This window comes from Caballeronia sp. S22 (genome assembly GCF_964261745.1).
GTDB lineage: Bacteria > Pseudomonadota > Gammaproteobacteria > Burkholderiales > Burkholderiaceae > Caballeronia > Caballeronia jiangsuensis.
Map to the genome: position 1 here is coordinate 1281341 of NZ_OZ180035.1, position 16826 is coordinate 1298166.

The 16826-nt window shown below is 57.5% G+C and carries 16 protein-coding genes and 1 pseudogene; 14 read left to right on the forward strand and 3 right to left on the reverse strand.

Annotated features, from left to right (window positions below):
• Nucleotides 1-11 precede the first annotated feature (11 nt).
• The 3 genes from ACEN42_RS06020 (at nucleotide 12) to ACEN42_RS06030 (ending at nucleotide 3352) form a co-directional block, all read left to right on the forward strand.
• Nucleotides 12-452: an Hsp20/alpha crystallin family protein gene (locus ACEN42_RS06020; RefSeq protein ID WP_371880900.1), complete on the forward strand. Its 441-nt coding sequence runs from the start codon at nucleotides 12-14 to the stop codon at nucleotides 450-452.
• 6 nt (nucleotides 453-458) lie between these two features.
• Nucleotides 459-872: an Hsp20/alpha crystallin family protein gene (locus tag ACEN42_RS06025; RefSeq protein WP_371880901.1), complete on the forward strand. Its 414-nt coding sequence runs from the start codon at nucleotides 459-461 to the stop codon at nucleotides 870-872.
• 296 nt (nucleotides 873-1168) lie between these two features.
• Nucleotides 1169-3352 (forward strand): ATP-binding protein, encoded by a 2184-nt coding sequence (locus tag ACEN42_RS06030; RefSeq protein ID WP_371880902.1) that lies wholly within the window; start codon nucleotides 1169-1171, stop codon nucleotides 3350-3352.
• Nucleotides 3353-3415: 63 nt separating this feature from the next.
• Here ACEN42_RS06030 and ACEN42_RS06035 read toward each other — a convergent pair.
• Together ACEN42_RS06035 and ACEN42_RS06040 are read right to left on the reverse strand one after the other, a co-directional pair.
• Nucleotides 3416-3767 (reverse strand): annotated as a pseudogene (locus ACEN42_RS06035) (transposase); the annotation flags it as partial.
• 224 nt (nucleotides 3768-3991) lie between these two features.
• Nucleotides 3992-4330, reverse strand: coding sequence for a hypothetical protein (locus tag ACEN42_RS06040; protein ID WP_371880903.1), 339 nt, complete (start codon nucleotides 4328-4330; stop codon nucleotides 3992-3994).
• A gap of 747 nt (nucleotides 4331-5077) precedes the next feature.
• On the opposite strand from ACEN42_RS06040, the gene ACEN42_RS06045 reads away from it, so the two are divergent.
• Nucleotides 5078-5368 carry an RNA chaperone Hfq gene (locus ACEN42_RS06045; RefSeq protein WP_371880904.1) on the forward strand — a complete coding sequence of 97 codons (291 nt, stop codon included), beginning with the start codon at nucleotides 5078-5080 and terminating at the stop codon, nucleotides 5366-5368.
• 339 nt (nucleotides 5369-5707) lie between these two features.
• Here ACEN42_RS06045 and ACEN42_RS06050 read toward each other — a convergent pair whose 3' ends face one another.
• A complete protein-coding gene (locus ACEN42_RS06050) occupies nucleotides 5708-6538 on the reverse strand; it encodes a CHAD domain-containing protein (RefSeq protein WP_371880905.1) in 831 nt (276 codons plus the stop codon).
• A 145-nt stretch (nucleotides 6539-6683) separates the two neighbouring features.
• Here ACEN42_RS06050 and ACEN42_RS06055 point away from each other — a divergent pair, with 145 nt between their 5' ends.
• From ACEN42_RS06055 to ACEN42_RS06100, 10 genes are all read left to right on the forward strand, one after another.
• Nucleotides 6684-7337: a ParB-like protein gene (locus ACEN42_RS06055; protein WP_371880906.1), complete on the forward strand. Its 654-nt coding sequence runs from the start codon at nucleotides 6684-6686 to the stop codon at nucleotides 7335-7337.
• Complete coding sequence (locus ACEN42_RS06060; protein WP_371880907.1) at nucleotides 7334-7597, forward strand: hypothetical protein; 264 nt, start codon at nucleotides 7334-7336, stop codon at nucleotides 7595-7597. The genes ACEN42_RS06055 and ACEN42_RS06060 overlap by 4 nt, the downstream gene beginning before the upstream one ends.
• Before the next feature lie 908 nt (nucleotides 7598-8505).
• Nucleotides 8506-8778: a hypothetical protein gene (locus ACEN42_RS06065; RefSeq protein ID WP_371880908.1), complete on the forward strand. Its 273-nt coding sequence runs from the start codon at nucleotides 8506-8508 to the stop codon at nucleotides 8776-8778.
• A 186-nt stretch (nucleotides 8779-8964) separates the two neighbouring features.
• On the forward strand, nucleotides 8965-9165 hold the full coding sequence (locus tag ACEN42_RS06070; RefSeq protein WP_371880909.1) for a hypothetical protein: 201 nt from the start codon (nucleotides 8965-8967) through the stop codon (nucleotides 9163-9165).
• A 228-nt stretch (nucleotides 9166-9393) separates the two neighbouring features.
• Nucleotides 9394-9906, forward strand: a complete 513-nt coding sequence (locus tag ACEN42_RS06075) for a DUF421 domain-containing protein (protein ID WP_371880910.1) — start codon at nucleotides 9394-9396, stop codon at nucleotides 9904-9906.
• A gap of 136 nt (nucleotides 9907-10042) precedes the next feature.
• A complete protein-coding gene (locus ACEN42_RS06080; protein ID WP_371880911.1) occupies nucleotides 10043-11818 on the forward strand; it encodes an SWIM zinc finger domain-containing protein in 1776 nt (591 codons plus the stop codon).
• Between the two features lie 190 nt (nucleotides 11819-12008).
• Nucleotides 12009-13025 (forward strand): H-NS family nucleoid-associated regulatory protein, encoded by a 1017-nt coding sequence (locus ACEN42_RS06085; RefSeq protein ID WP_371880912.1) that lies wholly within the window; start codon nucleotides 12009-12011, stop codon nucleotides 13023-13025.
• A 375-nt stretch (nucleotides 13026-13400) separates the two neighbouring features.
• On the forward strand, nucleotides 13401-14846 hold the full coding sequence (locus tag ACEN42_RS06090) for a hypothetical protein (protein WP_371880913.1): 1446 nt from the start codon (nucleotides 13401-13403) through the stop codon (nucleotides 14844-14846).
• A 231-nt stretch (nucleotides 14847-15077) separates the two neighbouring features.
• Nucleotides 15078-16337, forward strand: coding sequence for an ABC-three component system protein (locus tag ACEN42_RS06095; protein ID WP_371880914.1), 1260 nt, complete (start codon nucleotides 15078-15080; stop codon nucleotides 16335-16337).
• A gap of 26 nt (nucleotides 16338-16363) precedes the next feature.
• Nucleotides 16364-16825, forward strand: coding sequence for a three component ABC system middle component (locus ACEN42_RS06100; RefSeq protein ID WP_371881074.1), 462 nt, complete (start codon nucleotides 16364-16366; stop codon nucleotides 16823-16825).
• Nucleotide 16826 lies beyond the last annotated feature (1 nt).

A 16826-nucleotide genomic window follows, 5' to 3' on the forward strand; every position in this document is an offset into this window, starting at 1 on the left:
GGAGAGCGAAAATGAGTGATGCATTCATTGCACCCGACCTCTTCAGCGAACTGGACCGTCTGCAGCGGCAGATGTCCAGCCTGTTTGGCGGATTTCCCACAAGCCTTCGTTCGACACGTGTCGGAACGTTCCCGCAAATCAACGTAGGGTCGACTGAAGATTCAGTCGAAATCGTCGCGTTCGCGCCAGGCCTCGATGTGAGCAAGCTTGACGTATCCGTCGACACAGGTCTGCTCACTATTGCGGGTGAAAGGGTGACGGGCTACGACCAGTTACCTGAGGGTGCGCGACAGTACGCGCAGGAGCGCTTTAATGGGTCCTTCCGCAGAGTTATCGAGCTTCCTCCGCAGGCCGACCCGGACAAGGTGCAAGCCAGATATACCGATGGCTGTCTTCTGATTTCGGTTGGGAAGCGCGAGACCTCGAAGCCGCGCTCGATTACTGTACAGTGAGGTGGCATGATGAGCGAAAACAACACGCAAATCGCAGAACGCGACCGAGGCGCCGTGACGCGTCAAGAAGTAACGAACGCGCGGCGCCGGCAAACATTGACACCGAGCGTCGACATTGTCGAAGACCTTCACAAAGTGACGCTCTGGGCGGACCTGCCTGGCGTTTCGAGAGACAAACTTGCCGTGAAGGTCCACGATGGCAGTCTGACCATTGAGGCGGAATCGGTGGTCCTGGTCCCGTCAAACCTGCAGCTTGTTCATACTGAAATTCGCGCGCCTTACTTCGCACGCACCTTCACAGTCAGCGAGGATTTCGATACGTCCAAGGTCGAAGCGTCACTGAAAGATGGTGTACTGACACTGACGATACCGCGTCGGGAAGAAGCGAAGCCGCGACGGATTGAGGTATCAGTCCAATGACTCGATGAGAGCGAGCCGGAGCAGGCGCGAAAGCGCTTCCTCCGGCGCATGCATACCTCGCCCGACGTGCGCGCGAAGTGATGCGGTCGATAGGGGGCCGAGCCACTGCTCTGAGCGAGCGGGAGCGTTGGGTCCTTCGCTGTGAGCGCGACCAGCGGCAAAGTGAACTTCTTGTACACTGCCCACATCACCGCGCGACTGCGTCCGACGCGCAGAGGTTGGAGCTGGCGAAGAGGCGTCGGGCAGCGCAATTTCGGCATGGCTAGCCGCAAACCGGTCATTCAATCCGACACCCCATGCGAGATTCTGCCGCGCCAGCTGTCGACGAGGAGTTGCTAGGTTCGCTTCCACCTGCTCGAGATTTCGGCACGACTCGCAGGGTCCTGGTAGCGCTGCTACTGGCGTCCGTGGTGTTGCCAGGGATTTGTGTCGGGCTTTACGCCTACTTCGATTATCAGCGTCGGCAAGCGGACGCGCTCGATGCGGTGGATAGGCTCGCGAGGGTTGCCGAAGAAAACGCTGTCAAAGTTCTGGACCTGAACCGTGAGATGAGTTCCAGAATTGTCGAAATTCTCGGCGACCTCGATGAGTCCGGCACTCGTCAACGACAGGCGATTTTGCACGCCCGTTTGAACGCCATGGCGGGAACGCTGCCCCAGGTCGCAGCCGTATCCGTCTTCTCCGCAGACGGTGACCTGGTCGCTAATAGTCGCTGGTATCCGGTGCCGGATATATCGATTCAGCGGCGCGACGACTTTCAGACCGCGCGCGACCATCGACCGGCAATGTACTTTTCGTTGCCAATGTTCGGCGCCGTCGCGCAGACAGACGTCTTCAATACGGCAATAGCCAGGACCGGCAGTGACGGGGAATTCCTCGGCGTGGTATCTGTGGCGCTTCGACGGTCGTATTTCCGAGATTTCTATCGGCAACTGGTGGGGAATAACCCGGACCTGACTGTTGGTCTGTACCGTTCCGATGCCAATTTGCTCGTGCGGTATCCGGCAGCAGGTGACAGCATTGTCATCCCTGCGGACAATCCGTTCGTCTTAGCCATCAGGCGCAATCTGCGAGAAGGCCACGTGAGCACGAGGTCAGCGATTGACGGGCGCAGCAAGACGGTCGCATTTCGGAAGCTTGCGCATTATCCACTGTACGTCACCGCTAGCTTTGACGTCGCATCCGTCTTCGCTGGGTGGTGGAAGCATGACCTCCTCATCGCGCTGTTGGCGCTCGTGCCGTGCATCGGAATCTGGCTCCTGATAGGCTTCTCTCTCTATAGACTGCGACAAGAGCAGATAGCGTGGGAAAGCTGGCGAAGCGAGGCAGTGTTGCGCGCGGATGCTGAGGCCACGAGCCGACAACTGCGTCGCATGGGGGCGCTTGGGAATCTTGTAGCGAGCGTGGCACACGACTTCAACAACCTTTTGATGGTCGTTTTTTCCAACATGGAGTTGGCGCGCCGGAAGGGGTACGCGGGCGTTCAGGCCGAGGTGCAAGCAGTGGAACGCGCGGCTACGACGGCCTCCGAATTGTCGCGCAAACTGCTTAGCGTCGCCCGGAAGAAGCCCGCGCAGAACGAGCACCTTCGCTTGTGCGACTGGTTTGCCGGCGCAGTGCCGTTGGTCCAGGCCGCTGCTGGCCCGAAGGTCCGCTGCTCTTTTACCATTCCGGATAACCTTTGGGACATTGTCGTCGACCAAGCTGAGCTTGAGTCATCTCTCATCAACATCGCCGGCAATGCAAGGGATGCGATGCCGGAAGGCGGAACATTTACCGTTCGATGCCGGAACGTGTCGGTGGCGAACGACGAGCCGGTGCCCAAGGGTGAATATGTGGTCGTGACATGCTCGGATGACGGCGTCGGTATGAGTGATGCCGTCGCACGGAGGGCGTTCGACGCACTTTTCACGACGAAAGAGTCGGGCGCGGGAACGGGCCTTGGACTGGCACAGGTGCTCGCGATGTGCGAGCAGGCCGGAGGCACCGCGCGCCTGCGAAGTGAAGCCGCAAAAGGCACTGACGTGCTGCTCTACCTTCCGCGCGCAGAAGCGCCCGACACCGCGCCTACGCCATCCATAACGGCATCGACCGGACTGGACCGTCACGAATCGAGGGCGTCGGGTACCGTGTTGTTAGTTGAGGACAATGAGGAGGTCGCAGCGGGCCTCACTGCTGTATTGGAGGTCCTGGGCTACGAGGTTCGTTTCGCAAGCAACGGTGATGAGGCGATTGCGCTACTCCAGCAAGGCCAGGTGTTCAACCTCATACTATCTGACGTCCAGATGCCAGGGGAGCACAGCGGACTTGATGTCGCCGAGTTTGTGAGGAAGCAGTGGCCCTCGCAACCGTTGGCCTTGATGACTGGATATGCGGGAGAACTGGAGCGAGCGAAGCAGCTCAATGTTCCCATTCTGTTGAAGCCTTTCTCAGCCAGTGACCTGGAGGGCTTGATGGACGGCGCACTCGGGTCCCGCTAGACACTTCCGCCGTTGCAACGAGACCAGCAGGGTCGCCTTTTCGCATCGAGGAATAGAAGAATCGCCGCTCTCGCAAGTTGACTGCAGGGTGGGCCCGTCCAAGATGACCGCACTGGGCAGGCCTTGCCGACCCTGCGCGACGCACTACCGAACGCAAGTCACTGACCCTCGCCTCAAAGCCGCCGGCACGCAGCCGTCGCGGTGTCTGCTGGTACACGAACTCTCACGGAGGAAAATTGGTCGGCAGCGTGCGCCACCCGGCCCCGGCCTGCACGAGCTCACGTAACGCATTGAACATTTTCCGCAACTCTTACTTCCACTGTGGTGTGTTGCTGTCCACGAGTGTCAGACAAAGAACCCCAAAACTAAACTCTTCGTCAGATACATCAGTCGGATAAGGTCTCCCCGTTAAAATCGTTTTTATCAGTCATTCGGTATCCAGATTAAAGTATCCATAGAAGTCCCCGACATACTCTAGCAAGGGGACGGCGATTGAAAACGTCTGCTCTCCATCTCGCGAACCGGTCATATGCCTGGCCGCTAGTTTATTGTGAATTCGCGGTGTCTCAGATTGCCGGCAGCCGAGAGTCATTCGAGAGAGAGGAGGTGGATTGCCCACTATATCCGAACCCTTTCGTCCTACATCGGGTCGAAGACGACCACAGCTCGGCGAGAGATATGCGCGAACCTCCGGATGAAGCGATAGACTTGTCCATCGACTTCTATTCGATTCACGCCGGCATGAGTCAAGTCGACAATCTCGTCGGCTAGCGTCTTCTCAATCATCCCGCAGCTACGTAGGTCGGCCCGGGAGCCTACCGGGTTTCCGACATACATCGCACATGTATGGACATGTGGCGACACCATGACCAGACTTCCGCCTACATCGAGCGAAAGCTCGAGATACTCCGCGAGCGTCAGCAGCGACTCTGGCGTCTGACCTTGTGTTGCGCCAGCCGTGCTGACATTGATGGTCATATCGCGCCCTCTACAACATGATTGTGGTGTGTGTTGTCCGAATCGTGGGCCGGCCCCCCAAACGGTGGAATCTCCATATCGTTGAAAGGGGAGTGCTCCGGTCGTAGGTCGATTTACGCTGTGGGGGTCGTTGGCCACAATGCATCCATGGTCTCACGATTCGACGGCATCGACCCTATTGTCGACGACTTCGAGGAACGGCGGATGCGCTCGCCGATTGTGGCCTCGACCTTGTCACAAAGCGACGTCGCACTACGGTGCATCGGGGAGACGAACTGCGCGGCGACGGGCGGGCGCTACTGGCAGCGTCATCGTTCTTAGAGCGTGCAGGGGACTGGCGCTACCGCCCCGCGCGCCCGCACGCACGTCACCAGCACCTACCATATTGCGCCTGCGAAACGAACGGAAACGAACGGATGCGAACCGACGACTCGAAATCGGTCGCGAAGTGCGTCCTCATCCAGAACGAACTGATTCTCCAAAGGTCAGACGTTCCAGGCGCGACAGGCAGCCAGTATCAGTGAATTTATAGACGTCGCACGATATCGGGAATGGCGTAACAATACAGGTTTCCGTGTCACGAGCCGATGCCACCAATCCGGCACGCGCGGACCAGAGAATCGGACGAAGCCGCTCGACTGAAGGGAATCGAACTTCCACGGTGCACGGTTCCACCAGGCCTGGCGAGAGGTGCACCACACCTCCGCGTGGCTCGTGATGTTGATTAAAATTAGAAGGACGGCCGCCATGTCACGAATTGAAGATGACGTTCAGACCTCGTTTCTGAATGACCTGCTCGGCGACAGGGAAATCGTTTGGATTTTTCTTGTCAATGGCATTAAGCTGACCGGCTATCTGGAAGCGTTTGACCAGTACGTCGTTTCTCTGCAGTCCCCGACCGGAACGCAGGCCGTCTTCAAAAGTGCAATATCCACGGTCTGTCGCCCACACACAACGCCGAACAAAACGACGGACGAGCGTTCTTCGACAGTTAGAATAGAGCGTCCAGCGCGAAGGCACGTCGCAATATCACGATGATGAACCGCGCGCGACTGGCGCCGGTTTTCGAGGTCGCGGAATGACACCATGTACGGGACGCTCATGTCCGAACGAGATGTGTGGTCGAACCCGTACTTCGGGGCGCCGCGATGTCCTTAAACCGCACCACTCGCGACGGATTTCTGATACTGGAATAATTTAGGACTTTGAGCCGACGCGCCCTCGATGAACATCTCATCGGAGCCGGCACGTCGACCGTCGGAGACGATAAAAAAAATAGACTCAACTTGAACGTGGCTCGCCCGAGCCGCCGCCGGATGGTGCGCAGTAGGTCGTGTGATGATGTCTCGCCGCTGGACCAGGCATTCGCGAAGACGCTTACAACAGCTTAGACGCCGCCTTTAGGCGGCGTTTCTGTTCCTTCTTGAGCAACCGCAGTGCGGCGTCGGCGCTCGCGCCTTCAGGCAGTGACCCTTGGTGCGCTGTCAGGAGGTCCCGGCTGGCCACAACGTCGTTCAACCCACCAAAGCGCTTTTGCAACTCCTTCAAATTTTTAAGGCCCTTCCGCTGCTTCTTCTGCAGGAGCGGTTCAAAAAACTCGATTAGGTAGCGGACCTTCTTTCCAGCTTTGCGGACGTTATGATACGAGTTGTAGTCCGAACGGCCTGCTTTCGACGCGTGCTGCATGCGCTTCTTGAGCTGCTTCTGCGCCGCTGACACGCGCTTTCGCGCGAATCTGGTCAAAGGAGTGCGGGCGGAGGATGTATTCAGCTCACGGTTCGCTTCCCTAATGGCATCTCGCAGCAGTTTTGTTAGGTCAGAATTCAGAATCGTCTCGCGGCTCTTGTCGGCGGTTTGTTTTCTGCTTTGTTTGAAGGCGCTTAATAGTTGTTCATCGCTCTTTCCCTCGACTAGACTAATCAAGATGTCCCAGTCACGGGTGTTCCCTGCCGCGTTCGCGAGAAATTTAAGAAGTGCGCGCTGCTCGTTGTCGAAATGCTCGTCAAGGATTGGTCGGTACGCCCACAGTAGTGTCCGAAGCCGCCGCAACGCGACGCGCAGCTTGTGTAATTTCTCGGCGTCCGCCGTGTCTTCCAGCGCTGAGGCTTCTTCGATGGCTTTGCTCACCAGCGGGTCGGCGTACGTGGCGAAGTTTGCTTCTGCCACAGAGTCGCGCCCAACGGCGTCACCGGTCTCGTCGGTCGTCACGATGTTTCCTCCGCGTCTTCAGTGGTCTCCAGCATACGCAAAATACATACCGCAAGCCAAGCGTTCGAAATCCAGGTGTGATGCTTGCTTTTCCTACTAACTGATTCAAGCCGCAATCGCGCGTCGGCGTTTGAAGGAAGCGAACATGGAAGGCCAATCGAAGTCGGAGAGCGGTTCCTCGGTCGGCAACGACGCCCCAGTTGCCTTGGTGCACTGGGATTTGCTTCGGCCGACGCAGGGCGCAATCGGGTACGTGCAGGTTCTGGCAAAGCGGGCCAGTTATCTGGAGGTCGCTTCCGGAAAAAGACGGTCGTTTGTCGAGCAGCAAGCGGTTAAGGTGGTGCGGGGGCCGTCGGGCAATTTGCATGTCGTCGACCATCATCATTGGTCTCGCGCCTGGTTCGACATGGGCCTTCCCGAGGCACCTGTTCGAATCGCTGAAGATTTCAGCAGCCTGTCCAACGACGAATTTGATGCTGAGATGGCGCGGCGTGGCTGGCTTCATCCTTTCGACCACTGCGGTCGGGAAATGCCGGTAGAGCGCTTGCCCCGGTCCGTTGCTGAACTCCCGGATGATGTCTATCAAAGCATCGCTGCCTCTCTGCGAACCGCTCGCGTCTACGATAATCCCGGTGAATTCAATGCGAAATTTGCCTGGGCGGATTTTTTGAGACGACGCATTGCCCTTCGCCCCTCAACCGTCGAAGGGTTCGCTCTAATGTTGGCCGAAGCGTTCGCGGCATCCCGGCTGCCCGAAGCTGCTGGGTTGCCAGGTTTTATTAAGGAGACAAGGCGATGACTAGACGATATGAGCTCGAAGTGTTGAACGAGGAAATTGAACTGGTCGACCAGGCGCGCGCCGCGACGGTCAGCATGACAACGAAAGTCGGTGAGACCGGTGTTCGAGTCGCTATTCTTGAAACGACAGAAGAGGGCCTTGCGGCACGGTGGGCACACATTCTCGACGGTCGCGACAAAGCCTATGTGGCGCGCGTAGTCGACGGCAACGATGTGCTCTCCGAGCGATGCGTGCGCGAGCCGAGCTGGCGACGAGGGTAGTCGCACCAAAGGCACTGGCGACCGTTGTCTGTGCGAATCCCGCTTCTTGGAACTTCGGCCGACGGCAAGCGCTGTTCCGAGCGCCCGCCATTCTGAGCGATGCTGTCAGCCGTAGAGGCTGAATCGACCAGAAGCCGCTGTTCGCGAATCCCTGCCGCCTATTGCTCAATACTGGCCATGTTGACAGCCCAACATGCGGTAACCCGCTGCAAGCGCATCGAATTGAGTCCATCCGGCGCGGTACTGATGCCGGCTGAAGGTGCCGCGACGTACCATGGGTCCTTCGGGCGTTCGGATAAGCACAACTGCGCGGCGGAGCCGACAGTAGGTGAAACGCGATTGCCCGCCGTCGCTTCAGAAAGCTGAACGCATCAAGCCGATTTCGTCCAAGACGGTACGTGCGGCGGCGCGTCCACGGTCTTGTACCGCTCGCCTGCCAGTGAACAGCGCACGCGGAAGCTGCCGCTTTTGACCAAGGGCGCGTGTCATCAGACTGTCATGGTGCATTGCACAATTTTTGCTTCACGCATTCTGGCGCCGTTGGGCTTCGCGGCAGCCCCGCTTGCCAGCTTACCCGGAGCAAACGACAATGCATGATGCCGACTTTGCAACAACTTTGTTAAACGGTTGGAAACGGACGAGCGAACGAGAGGACGACGGGTCGTCCGCCATTGACCTTCTCCGAGAGGGCGGCCTTGAATTCAAGTACTTTCGTGGCAGGTGCCTAGAAGCGTCGGACCAAACCGGTGACGACTTCGAAATTGAATGCATCACCTTTCATGACGGTTCGCGGGCATTGCGATTGGCCGAGCATGGTTCGGTCCTCGAGTTTGCAAAATGGGTGGCCGTCGCGCCCAGCCCGCGCGGCGCGAAAAGCAGTCCGACGTGCCTTGCTATCAGAGACCAACATGGCCAAGTCAACTGAGCTGACTTTTACGAGTCCCGTGTACGCGCCGTACGATGGTGTGCTTTTCTCCGCATACGGCGTTGGGCGAGGGTATCACGCCTTCACTCTTTCTATCGAAGCAGCGTGCGCGAAGCTCGGTGCGAAAGACCAGCAAAGTCACCAGGTTCTGCTCGCGTTCAAGCTCAATCATCATCGTATTGCCCGCGCTATCAACGACAAAGCATTGCCCGGGGATGGACACCGCATTGTCTTGTGGCCCGGCGATTTCGCTTGACACCGCGCCGTCGAAACAAATGTCCCGGCTCCATCAGCGCGAAAGACGCCATTGATTCTCACGGGCGGCGCAGCCTTGTGTCACCGGCAAGATAGGCGCGAGCTTATGAAACAGTGAAGTCGTGCGGAGCAATGCACGCACTCCCATCGGAAAACCTATTCGACGCCAAGAGAAGTCGATTGCGAGATGAACGCAGAAACCTACAAAGGGTATCAAATCTGGGGCCACGCTATTCCGCAGGAAGGCCGTTTCGCGGCTAGCGGGACAGTAACGTCCGGGGTGAAGCTCGTTGAGGGCGCCGGCATGCTTTTGATGTGTGACACTGAAGAGGATGCGCGTGCTGCGGGTTTGGCTTGGGCACGTGCTTGGGTCGACAGCCACCTATAGTGGCCTTTGCGCCGCCGCCAGGATGGCTCGATAGTGCCCTAGCGGGCGACCTAGCTTCGTCACACCGGTCATGCTGTTTGTGCGCCGCTCGGCAGAAGCGCCAGGCGAATGCTCGGGTCCACGCGTGTGGGTTCGAGACGCTCATGATTCGGCCGCGCATATCCGATTCGCGGCTCCTGTCGCGCGGCGAAGGTCGCCGTTTCTGCACATAACATAATGGAGAACGACATGAACATCGTTATCGCGATATTCGGGGAAGGCAGAGACCTCGATACCCTGCAGATGGCCGCCAGGACAATCGCCGTGTTTATCGCCACTCTCGTTCTCATTCGAATCTCTGGCCGACGCTCCTTCGGACAACGGTCGCCTTTCGACTATGTGGTCGCGATACTACTTGGCGCAACGCTAAGCCGCGTGATTGTAGGCGCGTCGCCCGCTATCCCGACAATGGTTGCTGCGCTTGTGATGGTGCTCATACATCGGGCATTGGCATATGCTTGCGTTCACTCGCCGAGATTGGAGTCACTCGTGGTCGGCGTTGAAAGAGAAATCTTCAAGGATGGTCACTTCAACGAAGAGCAGATGTCCGCCGCACTTATCACACGGGCTGACGTCTTCGAAACCGCACGCCAGGAACTCCATGCCGTGGACCTCGACCACGTGGAAGTGGCCATACTTGAACGCAACGGACAAGTAAGCCTTGTCCACACGAAGACCGGCTCGCGTGGCCAGGAACGATGATACATGCTCACGCCGGCTACATCCGGCACACGGCCAAGAAGGACCCCATTTCCGGGGTTGCTTTCGTAGCCCGACGTGGAGAGCAGGCGACCCGGATTGACTACAATGTCGCTTGACCGCACGCGGACGCGCATACATGGCTAGCAAAACTCAGCTCAATGATGTTCTGACATTGGACGACGTCCAGTCTCTTGCCGACCTGAAGACATTCGCTCGCGGCAGGGCCTACCTCCACGACGGAGCCGTATCGCGGCTCGACGAGCGCGATGCAGTATTGCGCGCAACCGTCAACGGCTCGAATCGCTACAGCGTGGAACTCAAGGTCGGCCCTGACGAGGAGCTCGCCTACGAATGCAACTGCCCGGTTGGACAGTCAGGCGCGTTCTGCAAACATCTGGTCGCCGTCGCGCTCTCTTGGCTCGAGAACTCCGGCGCGCAGGTTTTTCATGCGGACGAACGAGAGCCGACGAAGACCAGAAAGAGGCGCAAGACCACTGAAGAGCTTATCGCCGAGTACGTGGCGACGCTGGACGACGACGCCATGCGCGAACTTTTGCTCGATGCGGTAGGACGCGACATGGCGTTGCGCGACAAGCTGCTTTTCGCAGCGCGGGCAGCCAGCGCTAACGACCTGCCCAGCATGAAGGCCGCCGTAAGGGAGGCAACAAGAATCGGTCGACCGCTTGATTGGCGTGAGGCAGGTGGCTATGGCGATGGGCTAATGTCGCTCGCCGACGCGCTCCGCCAAAGACTCAGCGGGCCGACAGCCTCGCACGTTGTAGAACTTTCGGAACTGGCTATTGCCGGCGCCGAAAAGAGTCTTGAACAGATTGACGATTCGAACGGCGACGTGATGCCGGGAATTCTCGAATTGGCATCAGTTCATCTCGAAGGCTGTCGGCAAACCTCACCGGACCCAATCAAGCTTGCCGAGCGTCTATTTCGCTTCCAGGTTGAGGGCACGTGGGACACTTTCTATGACGTGATACCGGCCTACGTTGAGGCACTCGGCGACGCTGGATTACAGCGATACAGGCAGCTTGTCGAGAACCAATGGCGCCAGCTTCCGAGCTTGTCGCCCAGCGACGGACTGCGCCGGACGTTCGAAGGCAATCGAACACGGCTCGAGCACGCGATGTTGGCACTTGCCGAAGTCGACGGCGACGTTGATGAACTGATTGCAATTCGGCAAAAAGACCTCTCGGCTCCATATCGGTTTCTGCTGATTGCAGAAACCTGCGCTCAGAACGGTCAATACGACGACGCTCTTCATTGGGCCAGGCAAGGACTTTCGGCTTTCAAGGAGCCGGACCGGCGCCTGCTCGACTTCTGCGTCCAGGAGTATCTACGTCGCAACGACTTCGTGGAAGCAAATATGTATGCGTGGGTGGGCTTCGAGCAGCGGGCGGACGCCGGGGCGTTCGGTGCGCTAATGGAAGTGGCGCAAACGACAGACAGCGTTAACCAGGCACGCGAGAGAGCGTTCGCCCTTCTTTGGGCGCTGGTCAAGAAGGAGGAAGCAGCAGCTGCCGTCAATATGTCTACGTGGTACCACCCGAAGTCGCGCAGCACGATAGTCGAAATCCTCCTCGCCTCCAAAGAGTACGAGAAAGCTTGGGCTGCGTTTGCGGGCGGCCCGGTAGCGACGAATTTGTGGGCAACGATGGCATCAATCCGAGCGAAGACGCATCCGCACGATGCAATCGCTCTCTATCACCGTCTGTTGCCAATTGCCGCCGACCAGGGAACGAGGAAAGCTCGCTACGAGGAGGCTTTCGGCATCGTCCGAAAGATTCGGAGTCTGAGAACAGAGTTGGGCGAGCCGATTGAATTTGCGAAGGAGCTCGAGGTCATTCGAGACGTGTATGGGGCCAAGAGAAACTTCATGAAGCTGCTTGCATCGTTGACTTGAGGCATTGCGGTCGTGGCGCCCGAATGAGGCAAGCCTTTAATTTCTTTCAGCTCGTTCGCTAGAGTTGCGCTTGAGTGTTCCTACCCGCGACTTCCGCCGTCGGTTAGAGCGTCGCTCTAGGCGCGGAACATGCAAAACCTACTGCTCTTGTGGCATATTGCGTTGATTGTGACCGCGATAAGGGGAAGTCATGGCTACGCTTGAAAGCATTGAGGCAAAGATTGCGACGTTGCAGTCGCAAGCCGACGCAATTACTAAAAAGAAGTCGACGAAAGTCATTGCCGAGATTCATGCCCTGATGTCAGAGCACGGGATTACGGTGGATGACCTCGGCACCCCGTCTGGTGGCGAAAAGCATGGCAGCAGAATGGCGAACACGTCAGATTCGGACAAGAAGGCTTCGAATGCGAAGTACCGTGACCCGAAGTCTGGCGCAACCTGGTCCGGCCACGGTCGCTCGCCAAGCTGGATTGCGAGCGCAAAGAGCCGCGACAAGTTTCTTATTGATGGCGGCGCATCAAACGTCTCAATAGCGGCGAAGAACCCGCCGAAGGCTGTCGGCAATTACGTTCGCGGCCCGCAGCCCGCGCTGTACCGCGACCCTAAGTCGGGAGCGGAATGGAGTGGTCGCGGCAGAGCTCCGGCGTGGCTGGCGAGTGCTAAGAATCGCGACCGGTTCCTTATTGATGGCAATGCGACGACCACGCGAGCTGCGGACAAAACTTCGGCGATGCCAGCCGGCAATTACATTCGCGGACCTCAACCTGCAAAATATCGTGACCCCAAGAGCGGCGCCGAGTGGAGTGGTCGCGGCAAGGCGCCGGGTTGGCTCGCCAGCGCGAAGGACAGGACGAAGTTCCTGATTGACGGCCCCGCAAACACGGCTACTGCTGCCAAGCAAGGTACACCGAAGGCGGACGCCGCTAAGAAAGCAGGGGCCAAGAAGACCACTTCCAGGAAGTCCGCGAAAAAGGCGGTTGCAAAGAAATCCTCGGCGACAACGGTGAACACTCCTGCCAGCAAGAAGGCCGCAGAAGAAGTCGACGCCCGCAGCGAAGAAGGGGCACTGGCCGAACGCAAGAAAATTGCGGCTAAGAAAGTTGCCTCGAGGAAGTCGCGTGAGTATGTCGGGGAAGGTGCTCCGGACCCGGCGAAGTTGCTGACTGTAAGCCCGAGCAATGCGGAAGCTATTACTTCGACTGCATAAAAATGTGGGACATCACGGCCCACGGATGGCAGTCCGCAGAGGGTATCGGGCTGTCACGTTCGCGTCTCGCACTGAGATGAACATTTGCGCCGACGCTTGTCTTAGAGCCGGCGTACCACAACGAACCGTGCAGCACGCGTTCCTGGTGTTGGGAGGCTTGGAACCGAGCCGATAAGTCAGCACGGACTCGGAAGGTGAAGAAGAAGGTCAACGCCAATCAGAGGAGGCCGGCATCAGCCTCGCACTTTTTCACGAGCCACAGTGTTCCCGAGGCGAAGAAGGATTGCGAGGGGAGCTAGAATATGCGGTGTCAGCTAAAGCGAACCCGAGTTGAACGGCTCGCCAGCACACATCGATATGAGGCAGGCCGGGAGCATGGGGCAAGCGAAGCAGCGGGGAACTCGAAATGAACGGCTGTTCGAAGCAAGGCTTCGTCCTCATCCTCGATGGGATGAGGTTTCACCCGCTGGTGCGGATACGGACGTAACGTCGATTGAAAAAGACCCGGCATTGCTACGAGTCGTATTCGAGGCTTTCGTTGAACCTATTGGTGTGGAAGAGTGGTTTCGGCGAAGGGACGCCATCGAGGCCGAATTTCGGGAGAAATCGCGCGATTACGAAGGTTTCGTTGACGCTCCATCGCTTTCTTTTCGCGACGTGATTGGCTGGTATCTCTACCTGTGCGAACTTGCAATTTCGAGGCCGTTCGAACTGCCCACGTCATACTCGTGTCGTGTACTGCCGTTTTTGGCGGCCATCGGCTCAAAGCTGCGGTTCAGCGACTCCGTGAGCAATCTCAACGAGAAGTTCAAGGAGACCGTCACCAAACGCGCCCGGGAACCCGACGGGCATATCTTCGAGATTCTTGTCGCGCTGTCGTACGCCGAACTGGGTTGGAGTGTCGAATTCATCCCGGAGGGTCCCACAAAGACACCCGACATGCGGGTAACGAAAGGGGGCAGGCAACTTTCCGTTGAGTGCAAGCGGATGTCCTCACGGTCGGTGTATGTCATCGATGAAGAAGCGCGATGGCGCCAGATTTGGGCTTCCGCAGAGGACGTCTTGAAGAAAAACGGCCAGTGGGTCTGGTTGGACGTGGTCTTGCATAAGGAAGCTAAGGAGATATCACCTGACTGGCTGGTGCAGAAGCTCGGCGCGTTGCTTCCAATAGCAGAAGCGGAAGTGCGAGACGTCGACGAGCAAGCAACAGTCAGAGCACGCCTCATCGATAGACGCCGCCTCAATGAGGACCTAGCGTGGAGCTCTGTTAAGGTGTCTGGGTCCAAGCTTCGACATCTGCTTGGGGGTGACTGGGTAAGCGAGAATTCGACGACATCGCTCTTTGCGGCGGGAACGGTAGTCACTGCTCCGGAACAGAGTGGTTACTACTCCAGCTTCTATTCAAGCGTCGACTGGGCATGTGGAGCGACGTTCGCGTGCGATGCAGAAGGGGCTATCGACCGGAAGGCCCGAGACGTGAAAGCGACGCTGGCGCGTGCCACCGAGCAAGTTCCGGAAGACAGTGCGTCGATGGTCCATATCGCGTTTGAAACGCTCGAAGGACCGGGTGTCGAGCGTAGGCGAATGGAAAAGCTCGTGCCCTCTATCGAAGGCATGACGTCGATGAAAGGCATACAGGGCGTCATCGTTCACGCCCTTCATCCGGTCGACAGCGTTGACCAGGCTTTCGTCATCGATGAAACCGTCAGCGATTTCTGGCGAGCGCCGGCACTGCGCGCCGAGGTGCCGCGCATGGTGGTGTTGCCCGCGACCCATGGCAGGGTCGCCCGGGAAGGGAACCATTGGGAGAGGAATCTGTAAATCCCTCGGGCCACCGAGGGTAATGGAGACTCAAGAGCGGCCCGAAATTGCCGTTATCGAAAGCGCCGTAGTCAAGGGGAATAGGTATGTCTTCGCTATTGAACGCGTCGGCCTGACGTTATGGGGATTGAGCCGCAATTGAACCTCGACGCTCACTAGGGGCTGTGTTTTTATACAGTATTCAAAGAAATAAAGATTCCGCAGAGACTGCAGGGCCCATCGGGAAAGTCTATGAGTGGCCGAGACGAAAAACCACAAATCGAGAAGCCGATTAACACAGCGGCGAGCTCAACCATCGTTGCCTTTGCGTTCCAATTCGAGCGCGCATTGCATGAATTGTTCTCGGCTACGACACTAAATAAACAAGTAGGTATCGAGACCCTTGATGACGTAGCCTCACTCACGACGAAAGAGGACGGAATCGTTTCTGCAAGGTTGGAGCAGGACGCACATACGGTCAGAGAAGACCATCATCCGTTTCAGGATAGCAGCCGCAAACTTTGGCACACGTTGCGCGTGTGGCTAAGTCAACTTGTGAACTTGCGCGGGTATCCGGAAGTCGAATTCTGCTTGGTGACCAACGCTTGCGTTCCAGAAGGAGCAATTGCGCGTCAACTCTCCAATGCAAAGTCACCTGAGAGTATCGCTGAAGGCGTTCGCTGGCTGAGAGCGCAAGCGAGCATCGTCTGTGCCAATCAGAAGTCGGCCGCAAGACTAGAAGCGGAGAAAGTCCTGCAATACAGTGACATTGACCTAAGCTATCTTGTAGCGCGCCTAACACTTCTCGACAATGGCGGAACGGATTCGAAGGCGCAGCCACGCGAGGCGACGATACATCGATTCTTGTTACCTTCCAGCATTGCGATGCAAGGCGACGATATTTATCAGCGCCTTTTAGGATTCGCATTCGAGCAATGCCGGAAAGCATGGAAAAAAGGCGAACCTGCCTGGATGTCACCCCAAGTTTTCAGGGACGTGCTCCACGAGGAAGTATGCCGAAGGTCCTTGAAGCGTTACCTCGACCGGCCAATGATGTCCACGGGATTCAAAAAACACGTGGAAGAAGGTGGCAGAGACCACTTTTTCCTCAAGCAACTGAGCCGGCTGGGACTGTCAGACAGGACCATCGATGGTCATCTGGATAAGTTTTGGGCGTTCTACGCTGAACGGGTTCGCTTGGAAGATGCCGGCATCAATCCTGACGACTGGCAAGCGCGCGAGGACGAGCTCCATCGAAGATGGGAAACATGTCGTGATAACGTCGCGACGGAAATGGAGGACGGGACGCCCGAGCAGCTCGCGAAGCGAACGCTCACAAGGACTCTGGACGAAAACTTCAGGGCTGGATTAGGCCAATACGACACGCGCGAATTGTACTTCACACACGGCCACTATCACCAACTGGCCAACAAGCAGAGGGACCCTAATTTCGTGTATTGGCATTCCGATTTCGAAAGGAAAGACCGGTCAAAGGGTGAGGATGAAAAGTGATGGCCGGATATATGGACCGCTCACTCATGCACAACAGCGCGCTTGCGTGTTTTGTGCTGGCAAGTTTCACGAGGGAATATCAGAAGCTAACGGCGAACACTCGACACCCATCCTTTGAGAAACTGCTACTCGTTCTGCCTTTGGTGTTTCACAAGCCTAGCCGCGATGGTATCCGACGCAGACAGTTTTCAACGCCGCTCCACTCAGTCATCATCGAAGCGCCGAGAATCCTCGAAGGGCTTCGTTCTCGTGTGGCAGCGCACGCTGGAGTCACCTGTCAAGGCCTGAACTTCGCATGTTCGACGGCGCTGCTCGCGCAGCGACGCAAGGATGGGGAATCACTGTTCTCTTTCGAGCACTCGCAGTGGCCAAGAGGAAGCAATCCGACGAGTATCTCGACAGAAATCTCTGCGGCCATATCCAGGCTGGCCCGATGGTTTAAAGACTACAGTGCCGCTGAACTTTTCGTGATGTTTGGTCTCACCTGAT